Origin of the sequence: Pusillibacter faecalis (assembly GCF_018408705.1) — a bacterium.
In the GTDB taxonomy this organism is placed as follows: domain Bacteria; phylum Bacillota; class Clostridia; order Oscillospirales; family Oscillospiraceae; genus Oscillibacter; species Oscillibacter faecalis.
Genome location: NZ_AP023420.1, coordinates 367,157 through 386,243, shown reverse-complemented (window position 1 = coordinate 386,243; position 19,087 = coordinate 367,157). Strand labels below are relative to the sequence as shown.

Below are 19,087 nucleotides of genomic sequence, written 5' to 3'. Positions count from 1 at the left end.
GAATTTTTTGAAAAAAATCCAGGAAAACGCTGTGGGGCACTTGACCAAAGCGAGAAAGTGTCATACAATGAACAAGAGCATCTTTACACAGGATATTGTATAAATCTGTGGGTATTTGCGCCCATTTCTACAAATGATAGCAGGAGGCACCACTATGGCATTTGGGTTGGAGACCGGTCCTGACACCGTTGTCAATATCAAGGTCATCGGCGTGGGCGGCGGCGGCAACAATGTGGTGAACCGCATGGTCCGCTCCGGCACGAAGGGCGTGGACTTTGTGGCAGTGAACACCGATAAGCAGGCGCTGAATGTATCCAGCGCTACCTATAAAATTCAAATTGGAGAAAAGCTGACCCATGGCCAGGGGGCGGGGTCTGACCCGGAGGTGGGCCGCAAGTCCGCGGAGGAGAGCCGCCAGCAGATCGCCAAGGCACTGGAAAATACAGATATGGTTTTTATTACTGCCGGCATGGGAGGCGGCACCGGCACGGGCGGCGCGCCAATTGTGGCAGAGATTGCCAAGGAGATGGGAATCCTGACCGTGGCCGTGGTCACAAAGCCCTTTGGCTTTGAAGGCCGCCGCCGGATGCAGCAGGCGGAATCCGGCATTGCAGAGATGAAGGATAAGGTTGATTCTCTGGTCATTATCCCCAATGAGCGGCTCAAGCATGCCACGGATCAAAAAATTACCTTTGCAAATGCGTTTGAGATTGCGGATGACGTGTTGCGTCAGGCAGTACAGTCCATCTCCGATCTGATTCGGGATACCGGCTTTATCAATCTGGACTTTGCCGACGTAACTGCCATCATGAAAAACGCCGGCATGGCCCATATGGGCGTGGGCCGGGCCGCCGGCAAGGGTAAGGCGGAGGAAGCCGCCCGCATGGCGATTTCCAGCCCGCTGTTGGAGACCTCTATCGAGGGAGCCAAGGGCGTGCTGATCAATGTCACCGGCTCCATGGATATTGGCCTGGAAGAGGTGGAGCAGGCCGCCAGCTTGGTGCAGGCTGCCGTCCACCCCGACGCGCTTACCATTTTCGGTGCCCAGTTCGATGAGACATTGGATGATGAGATTCGAGTCACGGTGATTGCCACCGGATTTGATAAGCAGCCCGGTGAGCCGCTTCCAAAGATATCCAGTAAAACTCCGGAGGACGAAGGTGCCGCTGTGCCGGGACCGATGCCCCTCAAGGAGGATGATGTGGAGAAGAGCGAGGAAGCTGACCCCTTTGATGATATTTTCAAAATTTTCAATAAGCGGGATTGAGGCTGATAATCAAGATGATTGGCACGGAGCTTTCTCCTCAGAGTGTCAGTGACATGTACTACATGGCAGGAGTTATCCGTACGGCGGGAAGTGCGATGTGGTAAAAATGAGGAGAGCATTCCTTTGATTCCCGCTCTGATAAAATATTGGAAAACCTCGTGGGCTTTTGCCTGCGGGGTTTTCATTTTTCGCTGGAGATATAGAGAGGCAAAGGTTGACATGGGACTGTTGGCGGTTTTTGCTTTGCGTGATTTCGCTGCGGCTGGCAGATGATAAACGTGCCGGCATTTGTCGGCGATGATTTTGAAACGGGGTGATTTTTCATTGTATGAACCTTCGCAAAGCGCAAAGCGGATGCTGCGTGGCGGGACGGCATTGCTGCTGGCGCTGCTGTTGTGCGGCGCCGTTGGGGCTGGCGCAGCTGAGATGACAGACACCCGTATGCTGGTGCCGGTCGGTCATACCGTGGGCATCAAGCTTTTTTCCCGTGGCGTCGTGGTGGTCAAGCTCTCCGAAGGAGGAACTCCAGCCAAAGCCGGCGGACTCCAGACTGGAGACGTTATTGTAAAGTGCGCGGGCAACAGCGTGACCTCCACAGAACAGTTTCAGTCGCTCCTGCAAAAGAGCGGCGGAGAGACCACAGACCTGCAGGTGAAGCGGGATGGCAGCAGCGTGACACTCTCCGTGGAGCCAGAGCAAAATGAGCGGGGAGTCTATGGGATTGGTGCTTGGATTCGGGATAGTATGGCTGGGATCGGTACCATGACCTACTATGACCCGGCCACAGGCGCCTTTGGTGCGCTGGGTCATGGAATTGCGGATGTGGATACTGCACAGCTGATGCCTTTTTCCAACGGTTCCATTTTGCCTTCAACGGTCAAAGCCGTCAAAAAGGGAGAAAGCGGCGCTGCTGGGGAGCTGAGAGGCGATTTTGATTTGACCGGCGATTTGGGTGATCTCTACGCGAACACCAGCAACGGAATTTTCGGCATCTTGGAGGCCGATGACTACAGCCCGGTGCTTGGGGACGCGGTCCCCGTTGGCAGAGCTCAAACAGGACCGGCGGTCATACGAAGCAATGTGCAAGGGGACACCGTGGAGGAATTTGATATTGAAATTGTCAGCGTGACGTCCACTGGCTCCGATGGGCGAGATATGGTAATTTCCGTTAAGGACCCTGATTTGATTTCCGCTACCGGAGGAATTGTCCAGGGGATGAGTGGAAGCCCAATCCTGCAAGACGGACAGTTGGTAGGCGCTGTGACCCATGTGCTGCTGAACAGCCCCCAAAAGGGATATGGAATCTCCATTCAGAGAATGCTTGCAACAGCTGAAAGCGTCGCGTAAGGCACCGTGTCCACTGTTATAAGGATGTGGAAATTTTATTAAAAATATGCCGCGTGCCATTGCGTGCTGCACGAACCATAGCCCTGATTTGAGAAATACAATTTGCGGCAGCTTTTGAAACGCAGATGGACTGGGCCCGGTTCTCCCAAGGGTGGGAGAGCCGGGCACTTTTTCCACAACCATCACAGAAGACTGGCGTATTTACCAGATTTTGAACTTGTGTATGGCGGAGATTTTTGCTAAAATAATCACAATGGCTCACTTTTTGCGGTTTGACCCGCTTGATAAGACATAGAAACGGGAAGGAAAATCGTAGAAGACTAAGGCATACCAGGAGTTCACGCCCTAGGAGGAGCCGGGGGAATGCCAGTAGGAGAGAAGGGGAGAGAAGGATATGAATTTTCGACAGCTTGAATACATTTTGGAAGTTGACCGATGCGGATCGATCAACAAGGCTTCACAGACGCTGTTTGTCTCTCAGCCCGCCATCAGCTCCGCGGTTCATGATCTGGAGGCAGAGCTGGGGTTTCCGGTGTTTGAACGGAGTTCCAAGGGGATTACCAGCACAGCGGAGGGAAAACGGTTTATCATGGCCGCCAGACAAATTGTGGACCAGTGGAATCAGATTCGCAGCAGCCACACCCATGGCCAGACTGAACCACCCCTAGTGCTGCGGATTTCCAGCGGGCGGTATTCTTTTATGTCGGCAGCGGTGATTCGGTTTTATGAGCAGGAGCTGCACAAGCACTCCCGTTTTTCCCTGTATATCAATGAGAGCGGAAATGCGGATGTCGTGCAGGATGTATTTGGTCGCAGAGCTGATCTTGGCTTTATCCATGTAAAAAACGCAGATGAAGAGGCATGGAAAAAACGGTTGGAGGCCAGAAATATGGAGCATATTTTTTTGTTCCGGGCCTATTCCTGTGTGACGTTCCGAAAGAGTCATCCGCTGGCGCAGAGAGAATCTTTTTCCATAGAGGATATCTATGCATATCCTCAAGTTCGTACCACCAGCAAAATGACAGAGTACTGTAACTACGACGCTACACAGCCGTTTGCCAGTTATGAAAAGTTTGAGAAAAATATCTTTACCAATAACCGCTGTACGCTCTACGATGTTCTTTCCAGAACAGATGCGGTTTTTCTAGGGATTACAGCCCATTATGTCACAGAATTTCATCCGGATCTGGTGACAATTCCCATCAGAGGAGATGGAGCTGCCTGGAATATTTACTGCGTACGTCTGAAGGGGAACCCGCCGCATCCATATGCGGCGCGCTTTATCCACGTTTTACAGACGCTGATTCATGAAAAAGACAAGCCGCTGCCTTTTTAAAAAAGAGCGGATATATTTTTGTTCAGTGACTGTAAAAGCTGCCGGTAACTGCTATGGGTTGGCTGATAGGTGATTCATATATAGTAATTTTTAAGGGCCTGCAAATATCATTTTTGTAGCATAGCCGCCTCTCTATCTGGAGAGGTGGCTTTCATTTTTGAGGGAGTAAAGAGGTGGTTTTCATTTAAGGAGATTGTTATAACCACTGGTTATAACGGCGCTAAGAAAGCGGGATTACAAATTTAATAGGCATTATGATATGATGCGTATAAATAAGAAAGAAAATATTTGTGCGTTATAGACAAAATCGGGCGCGAATTTTGGCGAAAACGCAGCTCGACCCGTATGTGTATTTCACCTGAAAGGAAGGAAACATATGAAGAAGATGCCTGTACTGCTGACGTTCGATGTGGACGGAGAATGCCTGTGGCGCTGCCGGGACCCGAAAAATGCTGAACGGCCAGTCATTCTGTCCCAGGGGAGATATGGCCCGGAGAGCGGCGTGCCCCGCATTTTGAGCATGCTCAGAAAACATGGAATTCACGCGACGTTTTTTGTCCCGGGTTTTACCGTGGACGAATATCCGGATATGGTGCGTCAGATGGACGCGGAGGGGCATGAACTGGGCAATCACAGCTGGAGCCACACCTATCCCGACAATATGTCCGGCTATGACGAGGAAATGAAGGAGTACTTGGACTGCAGCGACATCATGGAAAAAGTTGTTGGTTATCGGCCCAAGGGCTACCGCTCTCCCGCGTGGGAATTCAGTCCTTATACACTGGACATTTTGGAGCAGCATCTGCCGGAGATCGCATATTCCAGTAACATGATGGACACGGAGCGCATCCGGTATTTGACGGTCAATGGCAGAAAGACCAAGCTGGTGGAGCTGCCCATCCACTGGGTTCTGGACGATGCGGCTTTCTGGCTCTATAGCGTCCGGACACCTGGAAAGTGTATGCAGCCTCTAAGCGCAGTCAAGGAGTACTGGCAGGAGGAGTTTGACGCGCTGCTGGCGGAGTTTCAGGCAGAGGTGCGGGAGAGCGGTGATTCTGATATCTGCTTTGTGCTGACCTGCCACCCGCAGATCATCGGCCGTCCCGCGCGGATGAAGATGCTGGATGAGTTTGTACAGCATATGCAGGACACCAATGCGGTGGAGTTTATGACTGGTTTTGAGGCGGCGGACGCCTTTAGAAGGGCGCATCCGATTCGATGACAAAACGAGGAGGAGAAAGATGATGAGTGCCAACAAGTTTTTATCAAATTTGACCATGAATTACCCGGTGTCCGGCATTCGTGCCATGTTTGATTTGGCAGCGGACTATCCCGGTGCCATTAACCTGTGCAATGGCGAGCCCAATTTTGAAACGCCGGAGCACATCAAGGAGAGCTGTATCCAGGCTCTGCGGGAGGGACGGACCAAGTACGGAACGGAGCCGGGCCTTCCGGCCATGCGTCAGGCAGTGGCAAACAAATATACCAAGCAGTTTGGACGGCCCTATGACATGGACAATGTCATGGTCACCATCGGCGGTGTGGAAGGGATCTTCATGGCGCTGATGACAATCCTGAACCCCGGCGATGAGGTTATCATCCCGGACCCGGCCTATACCTGCTATGTGGGCCAGACCCTGACTCTGGGCGGCGTGCCGGTTCGGGTGCCGCTCTATGAAGAACATGGTTTCCGCCTGCAGGCGGAGGACCTGGAAAAGGCCATCACCCCCAAGACCAAGGCCATTGTCATTACATATCCCAGCAACCCCTTGGGAGCGGTACTGGACCGGGCAGACGGTGAAGCTCTGGCAAAGGTGATCGAAAAGCACAACATTATGGTGATCTCCGATGAGGTCTATGAAAAGATCATTTTTGACGGCCGGGAGCATTTCAGTCTTGCCCAGATTGAGTCCATCAAGGATAAGGTCCTGGTGGTCAACAGCCTCTCTAAGACCTACGCCATGACTGGCTGGCGGCTTGGTTATGTGGTTGGCTGGGACAAGGATTTGATGAAGCATATGTTCAAGATGCAACAGGCGGTGGCCTCCTGCCTGCCGATCTTCACCATGCAGGCCGGCGCTGACGCTATTAATGGGCCTCAGGACTGCGTGGAGGATATGCGCCGCCAGTATGAGCGCCGCCGTGACCTGCTGTACAACGGCTTGAAGGAGATTCCAGGGATGAAGCCCTTCCGGACCGAGGGCTCCTTCTGTACCTTCATTAACATCAAGGACTTTGGAGTCTCCTCCTGGGAGTTCTCTAAGGAACTGCTGGTGAACGCCGGCGTGATGACCATTGCGGGCACCGCCTTTGGCGAGATGGGCGAGGGCTATCTGCGCATCTGTTTTGCGAACTCCGATGAAAATATCCTGGAGGGTGTGAAGAGGATCAAGGAGTACGTTGAAAGGCGGGGGCATTAAGCCGCTGAAAGCGGCCAATAAGGAGGGATGCGGAAAACCGGGATTGAAAGAATGCCGCGTCCGCGGCAGGAGATGGGAAAAAAGATTGATACAAGGGAGTTGTAACCATGGGGAAGAAATTGATACTCGGCATTTCTGGCAGCCCACGGAAGGATGCCAATACGGATCGGATGCTTCAGTATGCGCTGGAGGCGGCGAAAAGCGTCGGTGACATTGAAACAGAGACCATCTATCTCAGAGACTATGAGATTCATAATTGCAAAGGTTGCTTTGCCTGCTGCCGGGAGGCTGGTGCCAGAGATGGAGGTATCCATGCCTGTGCACTTTTTCGGGACGGAATGGATGAAATCTATCCCAAGCTGAAAGCCTGCGACGGTTTGATTTTGGCCTCTCCCGTCTATTTCGGAACCATTTCCACGCAGATGAAGCAGTTCATGGACCGGACGGAAGGGTTACTGCGCTACGGCACCAGCCAATACCAGTATGCGCTTCAGAACAAGGTGGGCGGGTGCCTCGCGGTGGGCGGCAACCGAAACGCCGGCGAAGAATTTGCTCTGCTGAACATGCAGTATTACTTCGAGATTCATGACATGATCGTGGTCGGCAGTGGCGGCGAGCCCCGTCCCGGCTGCTATCTGGGTGGTGGCTGTACCACGCACCCAGAGCGGGGAGAAGTGAGAGATGCTGTGGACCGGGATGAGGTCGGCATCAAGAGTTGCCGAAACACCGGTATCAAAGTAGCCCAGACAGTACTGAGGCTGGCAAGATAACAGAGGCATAACAGCAAATAAACAGGGACCATCGCGTAATTTTAGGAAGGAGGCTTATAGCAAATGGTAGACGCGTTAAATGATTTTTTTGGACAGATCAGCGGTTTTCTCTGGGGGAACTTTTATATGATTGTTCTGGTGGGAACAGGACTCTATTTCTCCATCCGCCTGGGGTTCCCACAGATCAGAAGACTGGGCGACAGCTTCCGGCTGGTATTTTCCGGCATGCGGCAGAAAAACAAGGCCGGTAAAGAGGGCATGTCCACTTGGCAATCCCTGGCAACAGCAATTGCCGGACAGGTGGGGACCGGAAACATCGCAGGGCCTGCTACCGCGATCATGGCCGGCGGCCCTGGCGCCATCTTTTGGATGTGGGTCAGCGCCTTCCTGGGTATGAGCACAATTTTCTCCGAAGCGGTGGCTGCGCAAAAATACAAAGTGACATTGGAGGACGGCCGTGTCAATGGCGGGCCTGCATACTATATCAAGGCAGCTTTCAAGGGCAAGCTGGGCAGCGGCCTTGCAAATGCATTTTCCATCTTTCTAATCATTGGATTTGGTCTGGCGGCGGCGCTGCTTCAGGGCAACACCATCAGTGAATCCTTTGCAGCATCTTTTAACATTCCACCGATTGCAATTGGCATTGTGATGTCCATTTTGACACTACTGGTGGTTGTCGGTGGTGTACAGCGAATTGCTTCCTTCGTGACCGCGTGTGTGCCTGTAATGTCTTTGATTTACATTGTTGCGGGATTGATTGTGATTGTTGTCAACATTGACCAGTTGATTCCCGCTATCAAGATGATCTTCGTAGGCGCATTCAACCCCCAGGCAGTAGCTGGCGGCATGTTTGGCATCGGGGTGAAAGAGGCTATGCGCTACGGTATCGCCAGGGGACTGCTTTCTAACGAGGCTGGCACCGGATCCACTCCTCACGCCCATGCCGTGGCGAAAGTGAAACACCCCTGCGACCAGGGCATCGTGGCTATGATGAGCGTGTTCATTGACACCTTTATTATCTTGAACATCACGGTTTTGATCATTTTGACCAGCGGATCCTACACCAGCGGACAGGACGGAATTGTTTTGACCCAGATTGCCTTTAACGAGGTCTTCGGAAATGTAGGTGGAATTATTATTTCTATTTGCATTTTCTTCTTCTGCTTCTCTACAATCATCGCGGGCTATTTCTACGGGGAGTCTAATGTTCTCAAGCTGTTCGGCAAAAAGGGCGTTCCTGTATACAGGGTATTTATCGTCATTTTCCTGATGTTAGGCGCTGCGGCTTCCGTAACTTTGGTGTATAGCATCTGTGATGTGTTTAATGGCTTCATGGTGTTCCTGAATATTTTGGGATTGTGGGGCATCAGCAATGTGATTGTAAAGCTCTGGAAGGAATATGAGCACGACCCCGATATTCCAACGACACTGAAGGATATCAAAGCCGCAAACAAGGAAACAGCGGGCAAGGACTGAGCCACTTTGGAAAACCCAACCACTGGCTCCCGCAGTGGTTGGGTTTTCTCTGCAAACTCTGCAGAAATATGATAAAATAAAAATACCGGGCAAACTCCGGTAGGAACATTGAAAAAGGGAGGCGCGTATGGAGAACGTCAGTCCAACGATCATCGTGGGTCACTATGGAAGCGGAAAAACGGAGTTTACAGCTAATTACGCTGTTTATCTCCAAAAGCAGGGACTGGAACCACTGGTGGCTGACCTTGACATTGTGAACCCATACTTCCGCATCCGAGAGCAGAAAAACCGGCTGGGAAGTGAGGGCGTCCGGGTGGTGTCCAGCAATTATGAGGAGGATTACTACTTGGACACGCCGGCCCTGGCCGCCTCCCTGCGCGCCTGCTTTGAGCCCTGGGAGAAGGCTGGATTGGTGGACGTGGGAGGTGATCCGGCGGGGGCCGTTGTTCTGGCCCAGTACGCAGGACTCCTGCGGAACCGTCCGTATAACATGTGGATGGTGGTGAACGCCAACCGGCCCCAGACCGCCAGGGCAGAGAATGTCCTGGGTTACATGGACGCGATTGAGCGCGCCGGGAGACTGAAAGTCACCGGCCTCATCAATAATACCCACCTGCTGCGGGACACAGCGCCGGAGGATATCCTGCGGGGTGACGTGCTGGTACGGGAAGTTCGGGACCGCACGGGGCTGCCGGTGGTCTGCACCATGGTGGAAGAGAGGCTGCGGCCGCAGACAGAGGGACTGGAGCTGGCGGGAGAGCCATTTTATATCTCTCTGGCCATGCGGCCGGCGTGGCTGGACAGCACAGAAGGGAAAGAAGGATAAGAACGATGGGATTTCGAGTCACATTTAAGACGGAGGCGTGTAAGGGCTGCGAGCTTTGCATGGCATTCTGCCCCAAAAAGCTGATTGTGGCTGACAAGAGCGTACTCAATAAGAGCGGGATTCACCCCGCCATGATTACAGACACCACGGCGTGTATTGGTTGCCTGAGCTGTACGCTGATGTGCCCGGACGCCGTGATTACCGTGGAAAAACTAGAAGGATAAGGAGGGGAGAAGCATGGCAAGGATTCTGATGAAGGGAAACGAAGCCATGGCCGAGGCCGCCATCCAGGCGGGCTGTCAGGCCTTCTTCGGCTATCCCATTACACCTCAGAGCGAGATTCCGGAGTATTTTGCGCGGGAGCTTCCTCCTCGGGGCGGATTGTTTTTGCAGGCTGAGAGCGAGATGGCGGCCATGAACATGGTGATGGGTGCCTCCGCCGCCGGCGGGCGGGTGATGACCAGCACCTCCGGCCCGGGGTACTGCCTGAAGCTGGAGGCCCTGGCGGCTATGGCTTTGACCCGGCTGCCTGCCGTGGTGGTGGTCGTGATGCGCAGCGGCCCCGCCTTCGGCACCATGAAGGCGGCCCAGGAGGACTACCGTATGACCGGCAACGGCGGCTACAAGGTGGTGACATTTGCCCCATCAGACGTACAGGAGGCCGCGGCCATGGTTTACGAGGCCTTTGATATCGCCGACCAGTATCGCAATCCGGTGGTCATCATGGCGGATGGTATGATCGGCCAGATGATGGGCGCGGTGGACTTTGACAAAATGCCCGCCAAGCGGATGAATCTGCCGGAGAAGACTTGGGCCCTGCGTGGAAGCGCCTCCAGAGGCGGCGAGAACTCCGCGATTCTCTTCCCGGTGGGTCCCGCCCACTATGCTGCCAAGCATGAGGCGGAGGCGGAGCTCTATCCGGCGCTCATTGCGAATGAGACCCAGGTGGAGGTGGATGGCGTAGAGGACGCCGATCTGGTCCTGGTGGCCTATGGTACGGCGGCCAAGATGTGCCGCGCGGCGGCAGAGGAACTGCGCGGCAGGGTGAAGATCGGGATCATCCGGCCCAAGACGATCTGGCCCTTCCCCTATGGCGCCTTTGAGAAGATCGGAAAGAACTGCAAGGCGATCATCTGCCCGGAGATCAACATCATCGGCCAGATGATTGACGATGTGCGCATCGCCGCAGCCGGCCGCTGGCCGGTCCACCACGTGGGCGACACGGCGGGCGATTTCCTGACGCCTGAGAATATCATCGAGAAGGCAGAGCAGGTATGGAAGGAGGTCCAGGCATGAGTGTCCTGTATGAAAAACCCAAATCCCTGAATGAAAGCCCCTTTACGTTCTGCCCGGGCTGCACCCATGGGATCATTGTGCAGCTGGTGACGTCGGTGATTGACGAGCTGGGCATCGGCGGGGACACGATCTGCGTGGGCTGTGTGGGCTGCGGTGGATATCTTCCCTGGTTCATGGCCACGGACACCATCTGCTCTCTGCATGGCCGGGCTCCGGCCAATGCCACGGGCATCAAGCGGATGCAGCCGGACAAGGTGGTCTTTACATACCAGGGCGACGGCGACCTTGCATCCATTGGCACAGCGGAGATCGTTCACGCCGCCAATCGTGGCGAGAAGTTCACCACCATCTTTGTCAACAATACCACGTATGGCATGACCGGCGGTCAGATGGCTCCCACCACGTTGCCGGGGCAGAAGACCACCACCTCCCCCTATGGCCGGGACCCGGCTCTGTGCGGAAACCCCATCCGGGTGTGCGAGACCCTCTCCGCCCTGGATGGCGTGAAATTCCTGGAGCGTGTGGCGGTGGACAGTCCCGGCCATGTGCGCAAGGCCAAGGCGGCGATTCGCCGGGCCTTCCAGTGCCAGCTGGAGGGGAAGGGCTTCTCCATGGTGGAGGTCCTCTCATCCTGTCCCACAAATTGGGGCATGACGCCGCTGGAGGCGCTGGAGCGCATCCGGACGGACATGATTCCCTACTATCCGCTTGGAAATTTCAAGGATTTTTAAGGGGGACGGAGACATGTTCAGAAATAAAATCATTGTAGCCGGTTCCGGCGGACAGGGTGCGCTCCGGGTGGGGCAGATGATTGCCTACGCTGCGCTGAACGAGGATTTGGAGGCCACATGGCTTCCCTCCTACGGCGCGGAGATGCGGGGCGGCACCGCCAACTGCAGCGTGATCATCACCGATGGAGAAATCGGCTATCCTATGCTCTCCATGGCAGATTACTGTATCATTATGAATGACGCCTCTTTGGAGAAGTTTGAAAAGAGCGTCTACCCCGGCGGGACGCTGATCCTGGATAGCTCTATGGTCTCCCGCCCGGTAGGACGCAAGGACCTTCGGACGTTCTATGTCCCGGCGGACAAGATCGCGGAGGAAGAGGGCAATCCCCGCGGCGCCAACATGGTGCTTCTAGGGGCGTATGTGGCGGCGGCCGGCAGCGTGAGCCTGGAGGCAGTCTATACCAATATTGACCACAGCTTCACCGGCTCCAAGGCCAAATACGCCGAATCCAATAAACGTCTGGTCAAGCGCGGCTACGATCTGATCGCCGCCCAGCCCCAGGAATGAGCGGAGGAAGCAACATGGAAAAGACCTATCGCCTGTTTGTTATCAACCCCGGTTCCACCTCCACCCGGGTCGCCTATTATGAGAATGAAAAAGAGGTCTGTGGGACGAAGCTGGTTCATCCTGCGGAGGAAATCGCCAAGTACAAGACCATCAACGACCAGCTCCCCATGCGCCGGCAGATGGTGATGGAGTACATGGAGCAAGCCGGCATCCGGGAACTGGATGCCATTGTCTCCCGGGGCGGCGGGGGCCGGCCCATTCACTGCGGCGGCTACGCCATCACCCCGCTGATGGTGGAGGAGTGCAGCCGGGCCCCCTGGCCCCACGCCTCCAATCTGGGCGTGATGATCTCCATCGGCCTGATGGAAAAATACGGTGTCCCCGGCTACATCTACGACGCACCTCTGGCAGACGACTTTATCGACCTCGCCAAGGTCTCCGGCCTTCCGGAGCTGCCCATCCAGCGGGGCGCGGGCCATCCCCTGAATGAAAAGGCGGCGGGACACAAAATCGCTGGGCAGCTGGGTGGTCGATATGAGGATTATAACTTCATCATCTGCCATCTGGGAGGCGGTATCACCGTCAACGCCCATGAAAAGGGCAGAATCATTGATAGCCACATCAACGCCTTCTCCCCGGAGCGGGCGGGGGCCCTGCCGATGATCGCCTTTACAAAGAAGTGTTTCTCCGGCGAATGGGACTACGATGCCGCGTTCAAGCGCCAGATGGGCGGCGGCGGTCTGGTGGCCTATCTCGGCACCAGCGACATCCAGGAGGTGGAGCGCCGCATTGACGCGGGAGATGAGAAGGCGGACTTTTACTTCAACGCCATGATCTACCAGATCGCCAAGGACATCGGCGGCATGGCCACCGTCATGAACGGCCAGGTGGACCGCGTGATCCTCACTGGTGAGATCGCCCGGTCTGCACGCCTGGTGGAGCGGCTGAAGGCGCGGGTGGAGTTCATCGCCCCCGTGGAGGTGGTTCCCGGAGCGGTGGAGATGCAGGCTCTGGTGGATGGAACGCTGCGGATGCTCCGGGGAGAGGAGCTTGTGCGGGATTACGACACGGAGCGAAACGACTGAAGAAGGACGGAACAACATGAAGAATACGACCCATGTGATTATCTCAAACCGACATATCCATTTGAACCGGGAGGCATGTGACATCCTGTTCGGAAAGGGCTATGAGCTGACGGTGAAGCGCCCCATGGCCCCGCCCATCTTTGCCGCCAACGAAACGGTGACGCTGAAGGGACCCAAGGGCGAGATCTCTGGCGTGAGGGTGCTGGGTCCCCTGCGGAGCTACACCCAGGTGGAGATCCTGCGGGCGGACAACTTTGTGCTGGGCATTGAAGCGCCGGTACGAATTTCTGGGTCCAAGGACTTGGCTCCGCTGACGGTGATCGGCCCCTGCGGCAGGATTGATTTCGACTCCGTGGCGATGGTAGCCCTGCGGCATATTCACTTCACGCCGGAGCAGGCGGCCGAGTACGGTCTCCAAAAGGATCAGATGGTCCAGGTCAAGGTCAGCGGCGAGCGGCAGTTGATCTTCGGTGATGTGCAGGTGGTCTTCACAGATGGCATGGAGGAGCCCATGATGCACGTGGACGTGGAGGAAGCCAACGCGGCCAGCATCCACCCCATGGACATAGTGGAGATTTTGCCGCAGGAATAAAGAGGGAGGAAACATGATGTCTGATGACAAGATCGTAAGCTATCTGGAAGGCCAAGTCCCCGCATATTTACAGCTGCTCCAGAAATTTGTGGAGCTGGAGTCGCCCTCCTTTGAACACAAGGAGGCGTCCGACAAATGCAGCAGATTCCTGGAGGAGACCTTTGGGGGACTTGGTTTCCGGATGCAGCGGCTCCCCCAGGAATCCTGCGGAGACCATGTGTATGGAGAACTGGGAGAAGGTCCCAAGGGTATTTTGTTTGTGGGGCACTATGACACAGTGTACCCTGTGGGAACGTTGAAGACCATGCCTTTTAAGGTAGAAGATGGTAAGGCCTTCGGTCCCGGTGTACTGGATATGAAGGGCGGCATCATCATGGCGTATTTCGCCATCAAGGCTTTGCAGGAGCTGAACCTGATGCCTGGAAAAACCATCGGCGTGTTCTTCAACGGCGACGAGGAGACCGGCAGCTTCCACTCCAGCGACCTGATCGTGGAGAAGGCGCGGCAGTACGAGGCGGTATTTGTCATGGAGCCGGGAGTCAATGATCTGGGCGCGTTGAAGACCAGCCGCTCTGGCCGGGGAACTTACACGCTGATTGCCCATGGCAAGGCGGCTCACTCTGGCTCCAATCCCCATTTGGCCATCAGCCCGCTGATGGAGGTGGCCCGGCAGCTATTGTTTCTGGAGCAGTGGGACAAGGAGCTGGAGGATGTGACTTTGGCGCCCACAGCCATTCGGGGCGGTGAGCCGGAGACCTGTATGATCCCGGAGACGGCACAGCTGACGATGGACGTCCGCTACAAGACCAGGGAGACGTCCCAGCAGGTGCATCAGCAGATTATGGCGCTCAAGGCGCTGGGCCCCGGCATCCAGCTGGAGGTACAGGGCAAAATTGACAAGCCGGTGATGGTGGCAGACCCGAAACTGTTTCAAAAGGCTGTGGAGCTGGGAAAGAGCTGCGGTCTGGAGGTCAAGGGAGTTCCCATCGGCGGAGGCAGCGACGGCAACTTTACATCAGATGCCGGTGTTCCGACATTGGATGGCTTGGGTACGTCCGGTGAGTTCCTGCATAACCCCAATGAGTATATCCATATTGACCATATTGCCCGCCGCACTGCGCTGGTAGCGAAGCTTTTACAGAGCCTATAAAAGGAGAGCTTTTACCGGCTCCATGTCAGCATCCATACTACCATTTGTTACATAGAGAAAACGGATTGATAACAACATCCATCAGAATTGAACGGATTTTATCAAAAAAGGAGAAACGAAGAGATGAATGGGTATCTGGCAAGAGTGATCGAAGAAGTGAAGGGGAAACACGGAGACGAGCCGGAGTTTGTACAGACGGTGGAGGAGGTGTTCTCCTCGTTGGAGCCGGTGATCGAGCAGCATCCAGAGTACGAGGCGGCGGACCTGCTGAGCCGGATGGTGGAGCCTGAGCGGACGTTCAGCTTCCGGGTGACGTGGATGGCGGACGACGGGACGTGGCACACGAACACGGGGTACCGGACGCAGTTCAACGGAGCGATCGGGCCGTACAAGGGAGGATTGCGGTTCCGGAAGGACGTGAACCTGGGGGATCATCAAGTTTCTGGCGTTCGAGCAGACGTTCAAGAACGCGCTGACGGGACTGCCCATCGGCAGCGGGAAGGGCGGCAGCGACTTCGATCCCACGGGGAAGTCGGATGCGGAGATCATGCGGTTCTGCCAGTCGTTCATGACGGCGCTGCACCGGTTCATCGGGCCGGACGTGGACGTGCCGGCAGGTGACATGGGCGTGGGGACCCGGGAGATCAGCTATTTGTTCGGCCAGTACCGGCGTCTGCGCGGCGCATGGGAAAACGGGGTACTGACCGGCAAGGACTTTGCCTCGGGCGGGTCCCTGGTACGTCCTCAGGCAACGGGGTATGGCGCGGTATACTATCTGGAAAACGTCTTGAAGCACGAAGGCGAGAGCATTGAGGGCAAGACCATCGCGTGCGCGGGGTTTGGCAACGTGACATGGGGCATCTGCCAGAAGGCGGCGGATTTGGGCGCCAAGGTGGTGACTCTCTCCGGCCCGGACGGGTACATCTATGATCCGGACGGAGTGACCACAAAGAAGAAGATTGACTACATCGTGGAGATGCGGGCGTCCGGACGGAACCAGGTGAAGGACTATGCAGATAAGTTCGGCGTTGCCTTCTATCCGGGTGAGAAGCCCTGGGGAGTGAAGGTGGATGTATGCATGCCGTCCGCGATGGAGAATGACGTGCACTTGGAGCATGCCAGGCAGATTGTTGGCAATGGGGTGAAGTACTACATTGAGGTGGCGAACATGCCCACCACCAACGAGGCACTGTCGTATCTGATGTCTCAGCCGGGGGTGATTGTGGCGCCCAGCAAGGCGGTGAATGCTGGCGGCGTGGCTACCAGTGCGCTGGAGATGGCGCAGAACAGTGAGCGTCTGGTGTGGACAGAGGAGGAAGTGGACCAGCGTTTGCGGCAGATTATGAACAACATCTACACGATGAGTGTGGAGGCTGCGGAGAAGTACGGCCTCGGGTATAATCTGGTAGCTGGTGCCAATATTGCAGGGTTCCAGCGGGTGGCGGATGCGATGATGGCTCAGGGCATCTTCTAAGCGCCAGTGACTCTCCATAATTTGTAAGAACAGCCAGAGGTTCGGTCTTCACATGCCGAATCTCTGGCTCTCTTTCGACCCGCCGCATCTCTGCGCCGGAATTGTGGATAGCATCCGCAAAAAATTACATATTAAGCTGTTCTCACCTTCATAAAAAAGGGATTATGTTAAGAGTCTCGAAAAAGATGTCGAATAATTCTGGAATTAATTTACAGTTACAGCTTGAAAATCCTGTAAATTTATGCTAATTTATAGAAAAGTCGATTTGATGCGTTATGAATCCGTCGCAAATCGGAAATCTGTATAAAGGACGAGGGAATCATGGATAACAAAAGAACCATTTTGCTGGCAGATGCCAATGAAGAGTTCCGCTCCATGCTGAGGGAAAACATTGAGAAATCAGAGGAGTTTACGGTGGTGGGGGACACGGGGGACGGAACAGAGGCGTTACGGCTGATCAACCAGCTGCAGCCGGATTTGGCAATGATTGATTTAGTTTTGCCGGGAATCGACGGCGTTGGAATTTTGCGGCAGCTTCGGGAACAGAGCGGGAGAACCCGGGCAGTCGTCCTCTCTGCATTTTGCACGGATCAGGTGGTGGCAGAGGTCATGGGCCTGGGCGCGGCCTATTTTCTGCCGAAGCCCTGTGAACCAGAGGCCTTGCTGGACCGGGTCCGTCTTGTATTCGGTGCTCCAGCCGCCCCGGAAGAGGCTGCCGCAGCGCTGAAAAACCAAGTGACAACCATCATTCATGAGATTGGCGTGCCGGCGCACATTAAAGGCTATCAGTATCTCAGAGAGGCGATTATCATTGCGGTCAATGATATTGAAGTGATCAATGCGGTGACGAAGGTGCTGTATCCGGCTGTAGCCAAACGTTTTGGAACCACGCCCTCACGCGTGGAGCGGGCGATCCGCCACGCCATTGAGGTGGCTTGGGACCGTGGCGATTTAGAGACCCTACAGAAATATTTCGGTTATACGGTTTCCAATGCCAAGGGAAAGCCCACCAACAGCGAATTTATTGCCATGATTGCGGACCGGTTGCTGCTGGAGCGGAAGAATGGCAAGGGTATGACAGTTTGAGTGCGGAGCAGTGACATCCAACCTCGGCAGGGACCGCAGCAGATGAGTCCTTTAGAAAATACTCGATACTTCTGGTTTCTTGGATGGTAAAACCCAGGGAATCAAGACGCGTTGTTTATACAGAGAAAAAACGAAAGTAGCGGAAATCTGATTGTTTTATCGACGAAGAGCTCTGTCATGTTACCTGTTGAGCAACCTTAACAGGGGCGATGAGCGGAGTCTTCGCCGGACAGATCTATCATCAACACGCCTGGTGGACTGCAGCGCCGCAGCCCACCAGGCGTGTTGATATGACTGAAAAGCGTAGAGCGGTTTTCCTGCTATGCTCTGACGCATCAGGTATAGATCGGGAACCGGCCGCACAGAGCGTTCACCTCAGACCGGATCTGATCGGCGTTGGAGGCGAAATCCTGGGCCGCCATGCCCAGCAGCTTGGCGATTTGCACCATCTCCGGCTCCTTGAAGCCGCGGGAGGTGACGGCAGGGGTGCCCACTCGGATGCCGCTGGTGACAAAGGGCTTTTCCGGGTCATTGGGAATGGCGTTTTTATTAACGGTGATCTGTACCTCATCCAGGCGGCGCTCAAATTCCTTACCGGTGATTTTGAAATTCCGGACGTCCACCAGCATCAGATGGTTATCCGTGCCGCCAGAGACCAGGCGGAAACCCTGCTTGGTCAGCTCTTGAGAGAGAACCTTTGCATTTTTCACCACCTGCTGCCCATACGCTTTGAACTCTGGCTTTAATGCCTCGCCAAAGCACACGGCTTTGGCGGCGATGATGTGCTCCAAGGGACCGCCCTGTGTGCCGGGGAACACAGCGGAGTTAATCTTCTTGTAAATCTCCTCATCGTTACAGAGAATCAGACCACCCCGGGGGCCGCGCAGAGTCTTGTGGGTAGTGGTGGTCACAACGTCGGCATAGGGAATGGGGGAGGCATGGACCCCAGCCGCTACCAGACCTGCGATGTGGGCCATATCCACCATTAGATAAGCGCCGACAGCATCTGCAATCTCGCGGAATTTCGCAAAGTCAATGGCCCGGGGATAGGCGCTGGCACCGGCCAGGATCAGCTTGGGGCGGCAGGCTTTGGCCAGTTCCATGACCCTGTCGTAGTTGATGACCTCGGTATCATCCTCTACCCCATAGGGCACAATGTGGAAGTACTTGCCAGAGATATTCACCGGGCTGCCATGGCTGAGATGCCCGCCATGGGCTAGGTTCATGCTCAACACCGTGTCGCCGGGCTGGATCAGGGCTACAAAAGCGGCCAGATTGGCATTGGCACCGGAGTGAGGCTGGACATTGGCATACCGGCAGCCAAAGAGCTGGCAGGCCCGCTGGCGGGCGATTTCTTCCGTGACATCCACAGCATAACAGCCGCCATAATAGCGCTTACCGGGGTAGCCCTCGGCATATTTGTTGGTCAGGCAGGTGCCCATGGCTAACATTACGGCCTCGCTGACCAGATTCTCCGAGGCAATGAGTTCAATGTTGCGGCATTCCCGGGTAAACTCTTCCCGGATAGAGGCACCAACCTCGGGGTCATACTGAGAAAGGAAATCCATGGATTGCTGGAGCATTGAAATGCCCTCCTTGGTAAAGAGAATATGCGCTTCATTATACCTGAAATTTCGACATTTTACAAGACGCGCCGCGCTGG

At 55.1% G+C, this 19,087-nt stretch carries 17 protein-coding genes and 1 pseudogene; 17 read left to right on the top strand and 1 reads right to left on the bottom strand.

Translation table 11 applies throughout. From position 1 onward, the window contains the following. Nucleotides 1-154: 154 nt before the first annotated feature. From ftsZ to spo0A, 17 genes and pseudogenes are all read left to right on the top strand, one after another. Nucleotides 155-1,267, top strand: a complete 1,113-nt coding sequence (gene ftsZ / locus KJS55_RS01975) for a cell division protein FtsZ (RefSeq protein WP_187031735.1) — start codon at nucleotides 155-157, stop codon at nucleotides 1,265-1,267. 324 nt (nucleotides 1,268-1,591) lie between these two features. Further along, nucleotides 1,592-2,614 (top strand): SpoIVB peptidase, encoded by a 1,023-nt coding sequence (spoIVB, locus tag KJS55_RS01970; protein ID WP_228300434.1) that lies wholly within the window; start codon nucleotides 1,592-1,594, stop codon nucleotides 2,612-2,614. A gap of 394 nt (nucleotides 2,615-3,008) precedes the next feature. Next, nucleotides 3,009-3,950, top strand: a complete 942-nt coding sequence (locus tag KJS55_RS01965) for a LysR family transcriptional regulator (RefSeq protein ID WP_213542587.1) — start codon at nucleotides 3,009-3,011, stop codon at nucleotides 3,948-3,950. A gap of 376 nt (nucleotides 3,951-4,326) precedes the next feature. After that, nucleotides 4,327-5,172 (top strand): polysaccharide deacetylase family protein, encoded by an 846-nt coding sequence (locus KJS55_RS01960; RefSeq protein ID WP_213542586.1) that lies wholly within the window; start codon nucleotides 4,327-4,329, stop codon nucleotides 5,170-5,172. Nucleotides 5,173-5,191: 19 nt separating this feature from the next. Beyond that, nucleotides 5,192-6,370, top strand: a complete 1,179-nt coding sequence (locus KJS55_RS01955) for a pyridoxal phosphate-dependent aminotransferase (protein WP_228300433.1) — start codon at nucleotides 5,192-5,194, stop codon at nucleotides 6,368-6,370. 107 nt (nucleotides 6,371-6,477) lie between these two features. Then, the gene (locus KJS55_RS01950; protein ID WP_213542585.1) at nucleotides 6,478-7,140 is read left to right on the top strand and encodes a flavodoxin family protein; all 663 of its coding nucleotides are present in this window, start codon (nucleotides 6,478-6,480) and stop codon (nucleotides 7,138-7,140) included. A gap of 63 nt (nucleotides 7,141-7,203) precedes the next feature. Next, nucleotides 7,204-8,616, top strand: a complete 1,413-nt coding sequence (locus KJS55_RS01945; protein ID WP_213542584.1) for an alanine/glycine:cation symporter family protein — start codon at nucleotides 7,204-7,206, stop codon at nucleotides 8,614-8,616. A gap of 127 nt (nucleotides 8,617-8,743) precedes the next feature. Continuing rightward, the gene (locus tag KJS55_RS01940) at nucleotides 8,744-9,442 is read left to right on the top strand and encodes a P-loop NTPase family protein (RefSeq protein ID WP_213542583.1); all 699 of its coding nucleotides are present in this window, start codon (nucleotides 8,744-8,746) and stop codon (nucleotides 9,440-9,442) included. A 5-nt stretch (nucleotides 9,443-9,447) separates the two neighbouring features. After that, complete coding sequence (locus tag KJS55_RS01935; protein ID WP_187031762.1) at nucleotides 9,448-9,666, top strand: 4Fe-4S dicluster domain-containing protein; 219 nt, start codon at nucleotides 9,448-9,450, stop codon at nucleotides 9,664-9,666. Between the two features lie 13 nt (nucleotides 9,667-9,679). After that, nucleotides 9,680-10,738, top strand: a complete 1,059-nt coding sequence (locus KJS55_RS01930; RefSeq protein ID WP_187031764.1) for a thiamine pyrophosphate-binding protein — start codon at nucleotides 9,680-9,682, stop codon at nucleotides 10,736-10,738. Next, nucleotides 10,735-11,469, top strand: a complete 735-nt coding sequence (locus KJS55_RS01925; RefSeq protein ID WP_187031766.1) for a thiamine pyrophosphate-dependent enzyme — start codon at nucleotides 10,735-10,737, stop codon at nucleotides 11,467-11,469. Before KJS55_RS01930 ends, KJS55_RS01925 begins: the two co-directional genes overlap by 4 nt. Nucleotides 11,470-11,482: 13 nt before the next feature. Next, nucleotides 11,483-12,037 (top strand): 2-oxoacid:ferredoxin oxidoreductase subunit gamma family protein, encoded by a 555-nt coding sequence (locus tag KJS55_RS01920; protein WP_187031767.1) that lies wholly within the window; start codon nucleotides 11,483-11,485, stop codon nucleotides 12,035-12,037. A 14-nt stretch (nucleotides 12,038-12,051) separates the two neighbouring features. After that, nucleotides 12,052-13,122 carry a butyrate kinase gene (gene buk, locus KJS55_RS01915; RefSeq protein WP_213542582.1) on the top strand — a complete coding sequence of 357 codons (1,071 nt, stop codon included), beginning with the start codon at nucleotides 12,052-12,054 and terminating at the stop codon, nucleotides 13,120-13,122. Nucleotides 13,123-13,138: 16 nt separating this feature from the next. Further along, on the top strand, nucleotides 13,139-13,714 hold the full coding sequence (locus tag KJS55_RS01910) for a PduL/EutD family phosphate acyltransferase (protein WP_213542581.1): 576 nt from the start codon (nucleotides 13,139-13,141) through the stop codon (nucleotides 13,712-13,714). A gap of 13 nt (nucleotides 13,715-13,727) precedes the next feature. Next, on the top strand, nucleotides 13,728-14,864 hold the full coding sequence (locus KJS55_RS01905; RefSeq protein WP_213542580.1) for a M20 family metallopeptidase: 1,137 nt from the start codon (nucleotides 13,728-13,730) through the stop codon (nucleotides 14,862-14,864). Nucleotides 14,865-14,987: 123 nt separating this feature from the next. Next, nucleotides 14,988-16,338: pseudogene (gene gdhA / locus KJS55_RS01900) on the top strand (NADP-specific glutamate dehydrogenase). 321 nt (nucleotides 16,339-16,659) lie between these two features. Next, the gene (spo0A, locus tag KJS55_RS01895) at nucleotides 16,660-17,424 is read left to right on the top strand and encodes a sporulation transcription factor Spo0A (RefSeq protein ID WP_187031142.1); all 765 of its coding nucleotides are present in this window, start codon (nucleotides 16,660-16,662) and stop codon (nucleotides 17,422-17,424) included. Nucleotides 17,425-17,759: 335 nt separating this feature from the next. Here the strand turns inward: spo0A and glyA are convergent, their stop codons facing one another. Beyond that, nucleotides 17,760-19,007: a serine hydroxymethyltransferase gene (gene glyA / locus KJS55_RS01890; protein WP_213542579.1), complete on the bottom strand. Its 1,248-nt coding sequence runs from the start codon at nucleotides 19,005-19,007 to the stop codon at nucleotides 17,760-17,762. Nucleotides 19,008-19,087 lie beyond the last annotated feature (80 nt).